This is a genomic window from Thalassolituus pacificus (genome assembly GCF_025318105.1).
Lineage (GTDB): Bacteria > Pseudomonadota > Gammaproteobacteria > Pseudomonadales > Oceanobacteraceae > Venatoribacter > Venatoribacter pacificus.
Genome location: NZ_JAOANI010000022.1, coordinates 167,915 through 183,366 on the forward strand (window position 1 = coordinate 167,915; position 15,452 = coordinate 183,366).

Annotated in this window: 14 protein-coding genes; 11 read left to right on the forward strand and 3 right to left on the reverse strand. The window is 54.4% G+C overall.

Annotated features, from left to right (window positions below; genetic code table 11):
- The first annotated feature begins 304 nt into the window (after positions 1–304).
- The 5 genes from NYR02_RS14395 (at position 305) to NYR02_RS14415 (ending at position 5,461) form a co-directional block, all read left to right on the forward strand.
- Positions 305–2,164, forward strand: coding sequence for a Na/Pi cotransporter family protein (locus tag NYR02_RS14395; RefSeq protein WP_260977048.1), 1,860 nt, complete (start codon positions 305–307; stop codon positions 2,162–2,164).
- On the forward strand, positions 2,161–2,424 hold the full coding sequence (locus NYR02_RS14400; protein WP_260977049.1) for a VHS/ENTH/ANTH domain-containing protein: 264 nt from the start codon (positions 2,161–2,163) through the stop codon (positions 2,422–2,424). Before NYR02_RS14395 ends, NYR02_RS14400 begins: the two co-directional genes overlap by 4 nt.
- 118 nt (positions 2,425–2,542) lie before the next feature.
- Positions 2,543–3,217, forward strand: coding sequence for a hypothetical protein (locus tag NYR02_RS14405; RefSeq protein ID WP_260977050.1), 675 nt, complete (start codon positions 2,543–2,545; stop codon positions 3,215–3,217).
- Between the two features lie 2 nt (positions 3,218–3,219).
- Positions 3,220–3,849 (forward strand): hypothetical protein, encoded by a 630-nt coding sequence (locus NYR02_RS14410; RefSeq protein ID WP_260977051.1) that lies wholly within the window; start codon positions 3,220–3,222, stop codon positions 3,847–3,849.
- Positions 3,850–3,910: 61 nt separating this feature from the next.
- Positions 3,911–5,461: a Dyp-type peroxidase gene (locus NYR02_RS14415; RefSeq protein ID WP_260977052.1), complete on the forward strand. Its 1,551-nt coding sequence runs from the start codon at positions 3,911–3,913 to the stop codon at positions 5,459–5,461.
- A 309-nt stretch (positions 5,462–5,770) separates the two neighbouring features.
- Here NYR02_RS14415 and NYR02_RS14420 read toward each other — a convergent pair whose 3' ends face one another.
- From NYR02_RS14420 to NYR02_RS14430, 3 genes are read right to left on the reverse strand one after another with little or no spacing between them, the layout of a single operon-like run.
- On the reverse strand, positions 5,771–6,034 hold the full coding sequence (locus NYR02_RS14420; protein ID WP_260977053.1) for a hypothetical protein: 264 nt from the start codon (positions 6,032–6,034) through the stop codon (positions 5,771–5,773).
- Between the two features lie 27 nt (positions 6,035–6,061).
- Entirely contained in the window at positions 6,062–6,280 is a 219-nt protein-coding gene (locus tag NYR02_RS14425; protein ID WP_225692383.1) for a DUF6500 family protein, read from the reverse strand.
- 19 nt (positions 6,281–6,299) lie between these two features.
- Complete coding sequence (locus NYR02_RS14430; RefSeq protein WP_260977054.1) at positions 6,300–6,896, reverse strand: TetR/AcrR family transcriptional regulator; 597 nt, start codon at positions 6,894–6,896, stop codon at positions 6,300–6,302.
- A gap of 161 nt (positions 6,897–7,057) precedes the next feature.
- Here NYR02_RS14430 and NYR02_RS14435 point away from each other — a divergent pair, with 161 nt between their 5' ends.
- The 6 genes from NYR02_RS14435 to NYR02_RS14460 are packed head-to-tail and all read left to right on the forward strand — an operon-like array spanning position 7,058 to position 15,389.
- Positions 7,058–8,866 (forward strand): acyclic terpene utilization AtuA family protein, encoded by a 1,809-nt coding sequence (locus NYR02_RS14435; RefSeq protein ID WP_260977055.1) that lies wholly within the window; start codon positions 7,058–7,060, stop codon positions 8,864–8,866.
- 9 nt (positions 8,867–8,875) lie between these two features.
- Entirely contained in the window at positions 8,876–10,492 is a 1,617-nt protein-coding gene (locus tag NYR02_RS14440; RefSeq protein WP_260977056.1) for an acyl-CoA carboxylase subunit beta, read from the forward strand.
- Positions 10,493–10,538: 46 nt separating this feature from the next.
- Positions 10,539–11,699, forward strand: a complete 1,161-nt coding sequence (locus NYR02_RS14445; protein WP_260977057.1) for an acyl-CoA dehydrogenase family protein — start codon at positions 10,539–10,541, stop codon at positions 11,697–11,699.
- 11 nt (positions 11,700–11,710) lie between these two features.
- On the forward strand, positions 11,711–12,517 hold the full coding sequence (locus NYR02_RS14450) for an enoyl-CoA hydratase/isomerase family protein (protein WP_260977058.1): 807 nt from the start codon (positions 11,711–11,713) through the stop codon (positions 12,515–12,517).
- The gene (locus tag NYR02_RS14455; RefSeq protein WP_260977059.1) at positions 12,514–14,463 is read left to right on the forward strand and encodes an acetyl/propionyl/methylcrotonyl-CoA carboxylase subunit alpha; all 1,950 of its coding nucleotides are present in this window, start codon (positions 12,514–12,516) and stop codon (positions 14,461–14,463) included. The genes NYR02_RS14450 and NYR02_RS14455 overlap by 4 nt, the downstream gene beginning before the upstream one ends.
- Before the next feature lie 32 nt (positions 14,464–14,495).
- Positions 14,496–15,389, forward strand: a complete 894-nt coding sequence (locus NYR02_RS14460) for an SDR family oxidoreductase (protein ID WP_260977060.1) — start codon at positions 14,496–14,498, stop codon at positions 15,387–15,389.
- The last annotated feature ends 63 nt before the right edge of the window (positions 15,390–15,452 follow it).

Sequence of the window (15,452 nt, forward strand, 5' to 3'; positions counted from 1 at the left end):
GGAAAAGCCTTGATTTTCAAGGCTTTCCGCCGATTTGAATAATGCGCCGCCGGCGTATTCGGCGTGCGTGTCAGGCATTCTGCGGGCTGCAGACAGTTATCGTCAGCTTATCCCTTAGTTATGCACAACACACTGTGCGTAAGTTAACAGGCTTTCACTGAACAACCTGCCTGTGCATCCGCCTCCAGACACAAAAAGTTACCTTTTCAGAGACTTAGCTCAGCTTCCTTGAGCAATATCCCTTGCTGAATGAAAGGCCATTCGATTAACTGAGGAGTCTGCCGGCACCACAGGATTACCCGCTTTGGAATTGCTCAAACGTATGCTCTTTCCGGTCATTATGCTGTTGCTGGCGGTCAGTTTCTGGAGCCGCCCCCAGCTACAGCAGATTGCAGCCGGTGTAGCCATCTTTCTGTTCGGTATGCTGTCGCTGGAGCGCGGTTTTCAGAGCTTCAGTGGCGGACTGATAGAGCGCATCCTGCAACGCTCAACCAGTACGACGGCAAAAGCTCTGGCCTTTGGTGTAGTCGCTACCACGTTAATGCAATCCAGCTCGCTGGTCTCAGTGCTGAGTATCTCGTTTCTGTCGGCCGGGCTGATTAACCTTGGTGCCGGCCTTGGGGTTATCTTCGGTGCCAATCTGGGCACCACCACCGGTGCCTGGCTGATTGCCGGCTTCGGTCTGGATATCAATCTGGCACAGCTGGCCATGCCGATGCTGGTGTTTGGTGTGATGCTGTTATTCCAGCCGAATAAGAGCCGCGCCGGAATTGGCCATATTCTCGCCGGTATGGGCTTTCTGTTTCTCGGCATCGATTACATGAAAGATGGCTTTGCTACCCTGCAGGGCAGTCTGGATCTGAGCGCCGTCAGTCCGCAGGGCATCGCCGGGCTGCTGCTGTTTACGCTGTTTGGCATTATTGCCACGGTGGTGATGCAATCCAGTCACGCCACGCTGGTGCTGACCCTGACGGCGCTGGCCGCCGGTCATGTGCAGTATATGGATGCGCTGGCTCTGGCCATCGGTGCCAACGTTGGTACGACTGTTACCGCCATGCTTGGCAGCCTTGGCGCCAACACCGCCGGTAAGCGGCTGGCACTGGGGCATCTGTTGTTTAATCTGGCCACGGGGGCTGTCGCCTTACTGTTAATGCCCGTGCTGTTGTGGCTGGTCGAGCAGCTCAGCACCCTGCTCGGCATCAGCGCAGAGAACTACACCCTGAAGCTGGCACTGTTTCACACCTTGTTCAATCTGCTCGGTGTTGCCCTGATGGTGCCACAGTTGCCGCGTCTGCAACGCTGGTTAATGCGCCTGGTGCCAGAGCGCAGCAGTAACCGCATGCAGCCGCAGTATCTGAACCAATCGGCCATGGAGTCACCGTCGGCAGCGGTTGCGGTAACGCGCAGCGAAAGCATCCGCCTGTATGGTTTATCCACCGATCTGATTTTGCAGGGGCTGGGCTGGCAGGTTGACGAATTTCATCGCGGCCAGCCGATTGCTTTACTCAGTGATCAGAGCCGCTCCGCCGTACATGCCAACCTGCAGCAGCTGTACGAACAACAGGTAAAAGGCATTTACTCTGCCATCATCAGTTTTATCAGCAGTGCGCGGGAAAAAGCCAGCGGCCGTCAGGATGAACAACTGCGCGAGCTGCGCGCCGCCGACCACTATCTGATCGAGGCGATTAAAGGCGTAAAACACCTGCAGCGTAATCTGTTGTTTTATATTCACAGCGAAAATCCGGACATGGCGCAAGCCTACCAGCAGTTACGGCAGCAGATTGGTGATGTATTGCGGGCCATCCAACACGTCCGCCAGATTGATGATGTGGTGGAAAGCCGCCTCGCCCTCGACCATCAGCTGCTGCTGACAGAACGCGACCGCGAACAATCCGACAGCCTGATCGAAGGCCTGATCCGCACCCGCAAAATCAGCGCCGAGATGGCCACCTCACTGATGACCGATAAAGGCTACAGCCAGGAAGTGTGTCGTGCGCTGATTCAGGCTGCCCGCTATCTGTTTATTGATGATCAGAGCCCACAGGGAGAAACGCCAGAAAGCCTGCAGCTGGAGCACGCCGATCTGTCGGCGATTAACAAACAACTGGAACAGCAACGCAGTGAAGAAGACGCCGCCACACCGCCACCGGAGCAAGGCCTATGAAATTTTCCAAACTGGTAAAGACGCTTAATGCGTTATTTAACAGCGGGCAGCGCCACAAACGGCGCCAGCGTGAAGAGCTGGCCGCAGCGCTGATTAAACTGAAACACAAGCAGCATGAACTGAAAGAAAATCTGCACCAATGTGACAGCGAGCTTGAGCGGGCCGAGCTGGAAGAAAAAATATCCATACTGGCGGCCCAGCGGCGCAAGGGGCTGGATATGCTGCGCGAACTGGACAATAGCGAGGACGATAAAGTTTAGCGCTGCCAGCGGCATAAAGAGGTCATCTGCGTCCTTTACCCGCATCGCAGAAACCGCTAGAGTCTTTGCCGCTTGCATGACTGCAACGCTACATCTGGCACCAGAAAAGGAATTCACCATGTCGAACGTCGCCGGCAAAGCCTATGGAATGAACGTGCTCACCCCCCTGCGGTGGTGGACTGCCCTCTGGCAAAAACTGATTTTCTGGGTGGTGGTAAAAACCTTCCCCTATTTCCTCAAGGGCCTGCTGACCCTGTCTCTGATTCACTATGCACGCTGGACCATCATCAACCGCTGGTCGTTCCCTCGACTGGACAAGAGCCAGCCGAAAGAAAAACTCAGCTACAGCTACATGCTGTTTGAAAGTAATTTTAACGGCAGCTGGGATCAGTATATTGACTCCTTTTCATTTGCCATTCCCTCCGGCCTCGATATGTTCTGGCGCTGGAATATCAAATACCCGAAATCGATTCCACTGCACGACTTTTATAATTACATCCGCTTTAACCAGATTGAGAGTGGGCACTATTACAATGCCTACCCGCTGGCCGCAGCCAACGATGTAAAAACCGCACAGAAATTATTCACCAACCTCGGCACCTTCCAGCAAAATATTGCCAATCTGAATGATGAAGAATTTCTCCAGGCCTACCAGCAGTTCCTCGCCGACAATCAACACAGCCTGGGCAGCATGGGTGAAAGCCCGCTGATGAGCGCCTCGCATGAACTGGTGCAGGAACATCAGCACGCCAATATTATGATGGCCCGCGCGGCCGGCAAGCAGGAGGCCTGAGCATGGCGAACACTTTCGGAAATTCCTACGGCCTGACCACTCTGTGCCCGTTAATTAATGGCGTGCACGACGAGCAGTCCTCATACGATAAAATTACCCGCCGTCGTATCCAGCGCCTGGAAGAAGATGCCGGCAGCCCGTTTGCCCGCATTCCCAACACCTATTTTGCCCGTCTGTTTATCCTTAACGATGTGTTTTTTCAGCAGGGTAACGACGTTGCCCGCGACCACCTGAAATCCAAGTACCTGGTATTTACCAGTAACTTTCACGGCGAGCTGGAACCCTATCTGACAGGTATGTGGAACAACGCCGAAGCCGATATCCGCAGCCTGTGGCAATACGCCGTCGCTTTCGACAAAGTGCAGAATGCTGACGACTTTGTCGCCTATATTAAAAAGTGCCAGCTGACCACCACGCTGTTTTTTAATGGCTCAAACGATGTAGCGCTGAAAGAACAATTAAAGGCGCTGTATGTGAAACAAGCCTTCAGTGAGTTTGCCCTCGCCCATCAGGGGCAGGATGCAACCGCATTACGCACCGCATTCAATAACTTTATGGCAGAAATAAAACTGGATGACCTCAACCAGCCAAGCTGGACACCCGGTCAGACCCGCCTGCAAAACATGTACTGATATTTCAGGGATTATTTCCGCACACGGCCTGATACCGCCGCTGGGCGCACAAGGATTGATTATGAACCGACCTCTTGATCTGTACGATATTCAGGGCAATATCTGTAAAGGCTACGGCCGCTTTGGCTTCCCCAAGGCACGTTACTTTTTTCTCGAATTTCACGACTACGCCGGTGGCCGCAATTTTCTGCAGCAATTAATTCCGCTGATTACAACCGCCGAACCCTGGACCGGGAGAAAGCAGCCGGACCAATCGGATAAGCCAGCAGCCACCACCAACATTGCTTTTACCTATCACGGCCTGTGCGCACTCGGCTTGCCGCGCCGCTCACTCGATGGATTCCCGCAAGAATTCAAAATGGGGATGAAACCACGCGCCGCCATTCTCGGTGATAACGGCCCCAGCAGCCCGCAACACTGGGACCCGGTATGGCAGGGCGACACGGTACATGCATGGGTATCCATTAATGGTCAGACGCAGGAAACCGTAGAACAGCGTTTTGCCGACATTGAAGCCCTGATGCAAAGCGTGCAAGGCAGCGTCAGTATTCGCCCAGGCCATAAGGGGCCGGACGGAAAAATGCTGCCCTATCAGGATGCCTCGGCTGTTTTTGAAAACGGTAAAGCCACTCCCAAAGAACACTTTGGTTTTGTCGATGGTATCGGCAACCCTTACTTTGAAGGCTGCGGCAATGATCCGGAGCGCCTGCCCGGGCGCGGTAAACTGAACCGTGATGGCAAGTGGGAACCGCTGGCGACCGGTGAATTTATTCTCGGTCATATCGATGAAGCCAAAGAATACCCGCTGGCACCGGAACCGCACCTGCTGGCACGCAACGGTACCTTTATGGTGTACCGCAAGCTGCATGAAAACGTAAAAACCTTTAATGACTACGTCGATAACATGGCGAAAGATTTTGACGGTAGCCGCGAATTATTAATGGCTAAATTTTCCGGTCGCTGGCCCGATAACGGCGCACCACTGGTGCTGGCACCGGATGATAAAGCCAAGGCCGAACTGGATCAGAAAATGGCGGAGTTACAGAAAAAAGCCGCTGAAGGTGATGCCTGCGCTATTGGTCAGTTAAAAGCTCTGGAAGAACAGTGGATTAATTTCACCTATAACGACGATAAGCACGGAGCAAAATGTCCGATCGGTGCCCATATCCGCCGCACCAACACCCGTGGCTCTCTGGAAACCGAAAAAGGTGCGTTTGATCGTCCGGGCGCACTGGTTGACCGCCGCCGGTTAATGCGCCGCGGCCTGCCCTACGGCGGCCACGATGAACTGACCAACGACGACAGCGAACAGGGCATTATTTTTATGTGCATCAGCGCCAGTATTGAGCGCCAGTTCGAGTTTGTGCAGCAGCAGTGGGTGAATTATTCCAACGATTTCCATCTTGGTAATGACCGCGATGTTTTAATTGGTGCCAACAACGGCAAACTGACCGATAAACACATTGTTCAGGTGAACCCGAAAGAAGGAAAAGCACCGTTTTTCTGCACGCACATGCCACGCATGGTCGAAACCCGCGGCGGTGATTATTTCTTTATTCCGAGTATTACCGCGCTGGATATGATCGCGCAGGGCATTATTGACCCGACCTGATGCTCTGTACCGCTGCCAATAAAAATGCCGCTTCCATCAGCGGCATTTTTTTATTCAGGATACTTAGGCACTGCAGGCATCTGGCTCCCACGCTCTGCGTGGTAGCCCTTGCCGGCACAGTTGCATTCCCACGCTGAGCGAACGAGGAAAGGAGCGGGCCATGCCCGCGAAGCGGCTGCTTCAACGAGTAAACAATCACCTGGCTCCCACGCTCTGCGTGGTAGCCCTTGCCGGCACAGTTGCATTCCCACGCAGAGCGTAGGAACGAGGAAACTGTGGGACAACAGTGGATGCTTAGCGCCTGTTTTTTTAAGAACAGTTCCGGCAACGGAATATCAGAATCCAGCGGTAAACCCTTAAACCCAGCGGTTGCCGGCATTTCGGACAACACAGGCGACCAGCCATCACTTCCACCGCCAGTGCAATTAAAAAGCCCACCGCCGCCCAGATCGCTGGCACAGAGATGCCAGGGTCAATAATCAGGCTGAGCAGTAAACAAAAGGCAAGCCAGATCAACTGCGCACTTACCAGCAGCCATTTCAGGCGATGATAGCGGGCTCTTACCTCATCCATGACATACCTCTTTCTGCCTGACTGGCGTCAGTCACCCGCCAGTACCATGGCCTTAATTTTTACCGCTTTTTCAAAATGGTCGAGACAATGGGTTTTAATCCACCATTCGGCCGCTTCCATCAGCAGGTCCGGATCGTCATTTTTATTGGCGAAAAACGCATAAAAGGATACGCCGACATTATCGCCTTTGGCGGCTATTTTCTTGTCGCAAACCTGCACGACCTTAGCGCGTAGACTGGCTCTCACTGTATTTCTCCGCTGTGTGTCACTGTTTGATTGCCAGGGTCAGCGCGTATTCGGCCAGTTCATCCAGCGTCATATCACCATCGGGTTTATACCAGTTGGTGGTCCAGCTCAGTGCACCGGTTAAGAAACGGCGCAGAATAAAAGGTTCTATCGCTACCATACCGGCAGCGCGGGCTTCGGCCAGCGCATCCAGCCACAGCTGCTCATAAATATCGCGCAGCTTAAGAATATGCTGCTGGCTGTCGGGTTTAAGCGAGCGCCATTCATACACCAGCACACTCATGGCTTCGCCGGTTTCACCGAGAATGGATTGCAGCTCGCAACGGATCAGCGCCAGTACTTTACCGCGCGGGTCCTGTGCGTGCTGCAGCGCAATACGCATCAGCGCGGTATTCAGCTGAATGGTCTCTTCCATCACCGCACGCAGAATATCTTCCTTACTGCGGTAATGGTGAAACAGGCTGCCCGACTGAATGCCGATTTCAGCCGCCAGATCACGCACAGTAGTGCGCTCGTAGCCCTGCTGCTTAAACAGGCGCGCGGCAGCAGCCAACAGGCGGCCACGGGCGCTGTCCGGATCGGTAATAACCCCTTCGGCTATCAGTTGTTCTATCACGGGTTGTCCTTATCTGGAGACGTCAGTATGACGAATGGGCCTATTTGAATGCGCCTATTGTAGGGGCAATCCCGGTCAGGCCGCAAAACTAAAAACCAAGCGCTTGCTTGGTATGTGGATCATTGATAGGCTTTGGCAAACGCTAACAACAGGATTTCACCATGCAGGATACCATCCGCATCGGCTGCGCCTCCGCCTTCTGGGGCGATACCGGCACCGCCGCCCACCAGCTGGTACAGCAGGGCCAGCTTGATTATCTGGTGTTCGATTACCTGGCCGAAGTCACCATGTCGATCATGGCCGGTGCACGTCTGAAAAATCCCGAAGCCGGTTTTGCCCCGGATTTCGTCCAGACCCTTAAGCCACTGCTGCCGGCCATTGCCACTCAGGGCATTAAGGTGGTCAGTAACGCCGGTGGTATCAATGTTGAAGGTTGCGCCAATGCGCTGCGCGCGTTAATCGCCGAAGCCGGGCTGAACCTCAGCGTCGGCACCGTACAGGGCGATAACCTCAGTGCCCGTCAGGCCGATTTTGCCGGTGTAAAAGATATGTTCAGCGACGAGCCGCTTCCCGGCCGCTGTCTGAGCGTTAACGCTTATCTCGGCGCTCCGGCCATCCGCGATGCACTGGCGGCCGGTGCCGATATCGTCATCACCGGACGCGTGGTCGACAGCGCTGTGGTGCTCGGCCCGCTGATGCATGAATTTAACTGGAGCGAATCCGATTACGATCAGCTCGCGCAGGGTTCTCTGGCCGGCCATATCATCGAATGTGGCGCGCAGTGTACCGGCGGTAATTTCACCGACTGGCAGCTGGTTGAAAGCGGCTACGCCAATATGGGCTTCCCCATTGTTGAATGCTCCGCCGACGGCAGCTTTGTGGTCAGCAAACCAGCAAAAACCGGCGGCCTGATTTCGCCTTTTACCGTGGGTGAACAGCTGCTGTATGAAATCGGCGATCCGGCCTGTTATTTATTGCCCGATGTCTGCTGCGATTTTACTCAGGTAAACATCGCCCAGAGCGGCGAGCAGCAGGTGCGCGTCAGCGGCGCCCGCGGTTATGCACCACCGGCCGACTATAAAGTCAGCGCCACCTGGATGGACGGCTTCCGCTGCACGGCGACCTTTATGATCGGCGGACGCGATGCTGTAGCCAAAGGCCAGCGCGTGGCCGAGGCCATTCTGCAGCGCGTCAGCGTGCTGCATTCGGTATTGGGCATGGGAGCTTTTACTGCACAGGATATTGAAATTCTCGGCTCTGAAACCACCTACGGCGCCAATGCCCGCGCTGCAGACAGCCGCGAAGTGATTGTTAAAATCGCCGTACGTCACGCCGATAAAAAAGCACTGGAAGTGTTCGCCCGCGAAATTGCTCAGGCCGCCACCGCCATGGCGCCGGGCTTAACCGGTATTGTCGGTGGCCGGCCAAAACCCAGCCCGAATATCCGCTTATTTTCTTTCCTCTGGCCGAAAGCCGATGTGCCGGTACAGATTCAGCTGGATGACAATAAAACAGCCGTGGCTATCGACTGCGCTGACCACGCACCACACTGGCCTTCAGCCAGAATTAATGCTGCCGCTGAAATGCCCGACGCTGATATCTGTGTGCCGTTAATCAAACTGGCGGTAGCGCGCAGTGGCGATAAAGGTAATCACAGCAACATTGGTGTCATGGCACGCGATGCGGATTACCTGCCATTTATTCAGGCCGCACTGGCGCCGGAAAATATCGGCCAGTGGTTTGCTCACGTGCTGGCCGATAACAGCGATGTTGAGCTGTTCGCCCTGCCCGGCTTAAACGCTTTTAATCTTTTATTGCGCAATTCCCTCGGCGGCGGTGGCATGGCCAGCCTTCGCATTGATCCGCAGGGTAAAGCCTTTGCTCAGCAGTTACTGGATTTACCGGTTACGGTAACACCGGACATTGCTGCCCGGGCCGATGCTGAATATCAGCAGCTGCTGAATCGTTAAGGACACATCATGACCATTCTCACCTCAGAACTCGACAGCAACAGCGAACAGTTCCGCAATAACCGGCAGGCTATGCTGGCAGCGCTGGAAGAATTCCGTGCGGTCGAAGAAAAAGTGCGCGCCAAAGAACAGGAAGCGCAGGAAAAATTTCATAAACGTGGCAAATTACTGCCACGCGAACGTTTAAGTCTGCTGCTGGATGCCGGTTCCGAATTTATCGAACTGGGCTCACTGGTTGGCCATAAAATGCACGACGATAAAGACGGCAGCGGTGCCGGTGGTGGCATTATTGCCGGTATCGGCCGGGTTGCCGGTATCCGTTGTTTAATCGTGCTGAATAACAGTGCAATTAAAGGCGGCACCATTTCTCCCGGCGGTCTGGATAAAATCCTGCGCATTCAGGAAATTGCCCGCGACAATAAACTGCCGGTAGTGACTCTGGCGGAAAGCGGTGGCGCCAACCTCAATTACGCCACCGATGTATTTATTCCAGGTGCCAAAGCCTTTGCCAATCAGGCACGCATGAGTGCGGCCGGTATTCCTCAGGTAACGGTGGTGCATGGTAACGCTACCGCCGGTGGCGCCTATCAGCCCGGTTTATCCGATGTGGTGATTGCTGTACGCGGTAAAGCGAAAATGTTTCTCGCCGGGCCGCCGCTGTTAAAAGCCGCCACCGGTGAAATTGCCACCGACGAAGAATTAGGTGGTGCCGAACTGCACGCCTGCGATGCCGGAACCGCCGAGTATCTGGCCGAAGACGATGCCGATGGTATCCGTATTGCCCGCGATGTGATGGCTGCCCTGCCGTGGAATGCCCAGCTGCCCTATCAGCCAGCCGCCGAATTTAACGAGCCACTGTACAGTGCCGACGAATTACTCGGTGTGGTTCCGGCCGAAGCCAAGCAGCCTTACGACGTGCGCGAAATTATTGCGCGTATCGCCGACGGTTCAGAGTTTCAGGATTTTAAAAACGAATTTGACCAGCAAACCGTGTGTGGTTTTTCCCGCATTGGTGGCTTCTCCTGCGGCATTATCGGCAATAACGGGCCGATCACCGCCAAAGGTGCAAACAAAGCGGCACAGTTTATTCAGCTGTGCGAACAGAACAATATCGCCCTGCTGTTCCTGCACAACACCACCGGTTTTATGGTCGGTACTGAATCCGAACGCAACGGCATTATCAAACACGGTTCAAAAATGCTGCAGGCGGTCGCCAACGCTACTGTACCTAAGCTGTCGATTGTGGTCGGCGGTTCTTATGGCGCCGGTAATTATGCGATGTGTGGCCGTGGTCTTGATCCGCGTTTTATTTTCGCCTGGCCAAACAGCAAAACCGCCGTTATGGGTGGTGCTCAGGCCGGTAAGGTTTTGCGTATTGTTACCGAAGAAAAACAACGCAAGATGGGCGTAGAGCCCGATGAAAAAATGCTCACGCAGTTAGAGCAGATGACCGCCGCCAAACTGGAAATGGGTTCAACCGCTTTGTTTGGTACTGCCCGCCTGTGGGATGACGGCCTGATTGACCCGCGCGATACCCGTACTCTGCTGATGCATCTGTTAAGCATCTGCCACGAGGCGCAGCAGCGGCCGTTACGACCTAACACCTTTGGCGTTGCCCGCTTCTGACAACAGCCGGTTTAAATACATCTAATAATTTTTAAGGAATTTTCTCATGCGTCTGACCCAGGAACATAAAGAACTTAAACGTACCGTTAAAAACTTCGTCGATAACGAGATTAACCCGCATGTCGACGAGTGGGAAAAAGAAGGTATTTTTCCTGCCCATGAGCTGTTCAAAAAAATGGGGAATCTTGGCCTGCTGGGTATCAGCAAGCCAGAAAGTGCCGGTGGTTTAGGTCTGGATTTTTCTTATGAAATGGCCGCAGCAGAAGAAATGGGCGGTATTTTTTGTGGTGGTGTGCCCATGGCCATCGGCGTGCAGAGCTGTATGGCAACGCCGGCCATAGCCCGTTTCGGCAGCGATTACTTAAAAGAAAACTTCCTCGCACCCGCGATTGCCGGTGATATGGTCGCCAGTATCGGTGTCAGTGAACCCGGTGCCGGCTCCGACGTTGCCGCGGTAAAAACAACGGCGAAAAAAGACGGTGACGATTACATTATTAACGGCACCAAAATGTGGATCACCAACTCCACCCAGGCCGATTTTATCTGCCTGCTGGCCAATACCTCTGATGACAAGCCACACTCGAATAAATCCCTGATTGTGGTGCCGATGAATTCTCCGGGCATTACCCTGTCACCGCGTCTGAATAAACTCGGTATGCGCTCATCCGATACCGCGCAGATTTTCTTCGACAACGTACGTGTGCCACAGCGCAACCGTATCGGCACCGAAGGCGCGGGTTTTATGATGCAGATGGTGCAGTTTCAGGAAGAACGTATGTACGCCGCCGCCATGTCGCTGGTTGGCATGGAAACCTGCATTAACCAAACCATTGATTACTGCCGTGAGCGTGAAACCTTTGGTCAGCCATTAATTCATAATCAGGTAATCCACTTCCGCATGGCCGAACTGCAGACCGAAGTCGAAGCACTGCGCGCCATGGTGTATCAGGCCTGTGAAGGCTATCTGAACGGCGAAGATATGACCCGTCTGGCGTCGATGGCGAAATTAAAATCCGGCCGTCTGACCCGCGAAGTTTCCGACAGCTGCCTGCAGTACTGGGGCGGAATGGGCTTTATGTGGGATAACCAGATTGCACGCTTTTACCGCGACAACCGCCTTGGTTCTATTGGCGGTGGCGCTGACGAAATTATGCTCGGCATTATCTGTAAATATATGGATATTTTGCCTAAGCGTAAAAAATCCTGAGCGGAGGCGGTATGGAATTTACAACCCTGCAACTCGAGCAGCAGCCCGCCGTCTGGCGTGTACGCCTTAACCGTCCGCAGCTCGCCAACGCCATGAGCCTGACCATGGTGGAAGAACTGCTGGCGCTGATGAACAGCGCCCAACAGGCCGACTGCCGTGTACTGGTGATTGAAGGTAATGGCGATCATTTCTGTGCCGGTGGCGATATTAAAGATATGCAGGCGGCCGGTGGCGACAGCGCCCGTCTGGCCGAATTTAATCGCGCCTTTGGTCATATGATTGAAACCGCCAACCGCTTACCGGCGGTGGTTATCTGCGCGTTAAAAGGCGCGGTGATGGGCGGTGGTTTTGGTCTGACATGCGTCAGCGATCTGGCCATCGCCAGCAGCACTGCCCGCTTTGCCTTGCCGGAAACCTCGCTGGGTATTTTACCGGCGCAGATTGCGCCTTTTGTGGTGCAGCGTATTGGTCTGACCCAGGCACGCCGTCTGGCGTTATTCGGCAACCGTATACATGCTGAAGAAGCTCTGCGTTTAGGCATTGTGCATCAGCTGTGTGCCGACAATGACAGCCTTGAAGCTGAAGTAAATAACGCCATTCAGCAGGCGCTAAAATGCGCACCGGCCGCCTCTGCCAAAACCAAAGCGCTGCTGCATTCTGTTGCCGACGCCGAACAACCGCTGGCGCAATTACTGGATCAGGCCGCACAGGATTTTGCCGCCGCCGTCATGGGCGAAGGACGGGAAGGCGCAATGGCCTTTATGCAGAAGCGTCCGGCCGCCTGGGCTCAGGCCGCTGTGCAGGAGGAAAAGGCATGAATAAAATTCTGGTCGCTAACCGTGGCGAAATTGCTGTACGCGTATTACGCAGCGCCAAGGCTGCCGGTTACGAAACCGTTGCCGTTTACTCAGAAGCCGACCGCAACGCACCTCATGTACAACTGGCCGATCAGGCGGTGTGCATTGGTGCCGCCGCCGTTGGCGACAGCTATTTAAATGCCGCACGGATTATTGCTGCAGCACAGCAGACTGGTGCCGATGCCATTCATCCGGGTTACGGTTTTTTATCTGAAAATGCCACCTTTGCCCGCAGTTGCGAGCAGGCCGGTATTATTTTTATCGGCCCGTCCGCCAGCGCCATTGAATTAATGGGCAGCAAGCGTTTATCAAAAATCGCCATGATCGAAGCCGGTGTGCCCTGCATCCCCGGTTACGAAGGGGCAGATCAGAGTGACGAAGCCCTGCACAGCGCAGCATTAGCGATTGGTTTACCGGTAATGCTGAAAGCCTCTGCCGGTGGTGGTGGCCGCGGTATGCGTCTGGTGAATGATGCTGCGACCTTAAATGAACATATCCGTTCGGCCCGCTCCGAAGCACAGAATGCCTTTGGCAGTGGCGAATTAATTATCGAAAAAGCGGTGCTGCAACCACGCCATATCGAAATTCAGGTATTCGGCGATCAGCACGGCAATGTGGTGTATCTGGGCGAGCGCGACTGTTCGGTACAGCGCCGCCATCAGAAAGTAGTGGAAGAAGCGCCATCGCCGTTTGTGAATGACAACCTGCGCCGTGCGATGGGCGAAGCCGCTGTCGCTGCGGCAAAAAGCTGCGGTTACTACGGTGCCGGTACGGTGGAATTTCTGGTCGATGCTGAGCAGAATTTTTATTTTCTGGAAATGAATACCCGTCTGCAGGTCGAGCATCCGGTGACTGAACTGGTTACCGGACTGGATCTGGTTGCGTTGCAATTACAGGTTGCACAGGGTGAGGCGCTGGGCTTCACGCAACAGGATATTACCCTGCAGGGCCACGCCATTGAAGTGCGTTTATACGCCGAAGATCCGGCTAATAATTTCACTCCGCAAACCGGAAAATTATTACTCTGGCAAACCGCCGATCAGCACAGCATTAACGATGGTATCCGCATCGACTCGGGCATTCAGCAGGGTCAAACGGTTACCCCGCATTATGACCCGATGCTGGCCAAGCTGATTGCCTTTGGCCGCAACCGCGAAGAAGCACGGCGGCGTTTATTACGCACCCTGCGTGAATCGCACCTGCTCGGCATTGCCGATAACCGCGCTTTTTTAACGGCCATATTATCGCACCCGGCGTTTATTAACGGCGAGGCAACCACCGCCTTTATCAGCGAGCATCTAAGCGACCACGCCAGTATGCAGCCGCTGCAACCCGAGCTTAATGATCTGGCACTGGCGGCGGCATTAATCGCTGCGCCTCAGGGTTTTACCAGCAGTCACAGCGCGGCACGGCCGCTAAAATTAAAACAGGGTGACACCGTATTCGCCCTCAGCATCCGCCGTGACGGCCAGTCATTAGTGGTTAACCATAACGGCGAAGAGTGCGCCCTGCGCCTGCTGGAAAAAACCTCAGACCTGCTGCGTTATGAAATTGATAATGTGCAGCAAAGCATCGCCTGGGCGGAAGACAACGGCCAGCTCTGGCTGGACACGCCGCGTGGTAACCTGTGCTTCAGCGATGTCACGCTGGTCAGCAGCCGCGCCCAGAGCGCCGGTTCCGATCAGGTGCGCGCGGCGATGGACGGTGCCATTGTTACCGTACTGGCTGAAGCCGGCGAGCGCGTAACGAAAGGCCAGACGCTGGCGGTACTGGAAGCCATGAAAATGGAACATCCGTTAAAAGCCGGTGTGGATGGCGTGGTGCAGGACATTCTGGTGCAGGCCGGAGATCAGGTAAAAGGCCGCCAGTTGCTGATCCAGTTACAGGCAGATGAAAGCGCCGAATAATTCTTACATATTAATAAAATCAGGAGCTGAGCATGGCCAGCCTCAACAATAAAACCATTATTATTACCGGTGCCAGCCGTGGCATCGGGCGCGAAATTGCACTGGCCTGTGCCCGTGACGGCGCCAATATTGTGATTGCCGCCAAGTCCGACGAGCCGAATCCGAAACTCGAAGGCACCATTCATTCCGTTGCCCGCGAAGTGGAAGAAGCCGGCGGTCAGGCGCTGGCGATTAAAGTGGATGTGCGCAGCGAAGAAGACGTCGATAATCTGATTGCAAAAACCGTTGAGCGTTTTGGCGGCATCGATGCCATCATCAATAATGCCGGTGCCATCGCGCTGGCCGGTGTGGAAAGCACGCCGCTGAAAAAACTCGATCTGATGATGCAGGTAAATTTCCGTGCCGTGTTTCTGCTCAGCCAGAAAGCGTTGCCGCATCTGAAAAAATCCGACAATCCGCATATTTTAAGTCTGTGTCCGCCGCTGGATATGGATCGCCGCTGGCTGCGTAACCATTCGCCTTACACCCTGACCAAATACGGCATGTCGATGCTGACGCTGGGCATGTCGGACGAATTCAAACGCTATGGCATCAGCGTTAATGCATTATGGCCACGTACCGTTATTCACACCGCGGCAACCTCGTTTGGCGGTAAGCAGTCTTTTGACCGCGCACGTAATCCGCTGATTATGGCCGACGCCGCTCACACGCTGCTGCAAACCAGCGCACGTGAAATCACCGGCCAGTTGCTGATTGATGAAGATTTTCTGCGCAGCCGTGGCGAAACCAATTTCGATCAGTACCGTGCCAACCCGGACAGCGATAAAACCGATTTAATGCCGGACTTATTTGTGCAGCCAGCCGATACTTATGTTTATGGCGATCAGCCACCGCTGGGCGGCTTAGGGCCTGTCGACACTAAGTAAATCCGGCCTGCTGAGAGCCAGTTTTTTTCAGAACAAGGAGAGAGGAGTGATATTAGCGGGCTA

Excerpts from the sequence above, each read along its gene's own strand:
- NYR02_RS14400 (WP_260977049.1), top strand. The coding sequence starts at position 2,161 with ATGAAATTTTCCAAACTGGTAAAGACGCTTAATGCGTTATTTAACAGC.
- NYR02_RS14405 (WP_260977050.1), top strand. The coding sequence starts at position 2,543 with ATGTCGAACGTCGCCGGCAAAGCCTATGGAATGAACGTGCTCACCCCC.
- NYR02_RS14410 (WP_260977051.1), top strand. The coding sequence starts at position 3,220 with ATGGCGAACACTTTCGGAAATTCCTACGGCCTGACCACTCTGTGCCCG.
- NYR02_RS14415 (WP_260977052.1), top strand. The coding sequence starts at position 3,911 with ATGAACCGACCTCTTGATCTGTACGATATTCAGGGCAATATCTGTAAA.
- NYR02_RS14420 (WP_260977053.1), bottom strand. The coding sequence starts at position 6,034 with ATGGATGAGGTAAGAGCCCGCTATCATCGCCTGAAATGGCTGCTGGTA.
- NYR02_RS14435 (WP_260977055.1), top strand. The coding sequence starts at position 7,058 with ATGCAGGATACCATCCGCATCGGCTGCGCCTCCGCCTTCTGGGGCGAT.
- NYR02_RS14440 (WP_260977056.1), top strand. The coding sequence starts at position 8,876 with ATGACCATTCTCACCTCAGAACTCGACAGCAACAGCGAACAGTTCCGC.
- NYR02_RS14445 (WP_260977057.1), top strand. The coding sequence starts at position 10,539 with ATGCGTCTGACCCAGGAACATAAAGAACTTAAACGTACCGTTAAAAAC.
- NYR02_RS14450 (WP_260977058.1), top strand. The coding sequence starts at position 11,711 with ATGGAATTTACAACCCTGCAACTCGAGCAGCAGCCCGCCGTCTGGCGT.
- NYR02_RS14455 (WP_260977059.1), top strand. The coding sequence starts at position 12,514 with ATGAATAAAATTCTGGTCGCTAACCGTGGCGAAATTGCTGTACGCGTA.
- NYR02_RS14460 (WP_260977060.1), top strand. The coding sequence starts at position 14,496 with ATGGCCAGCCTCAACAATAAAACCATTATTATTACCGGTGCCAGCCGT.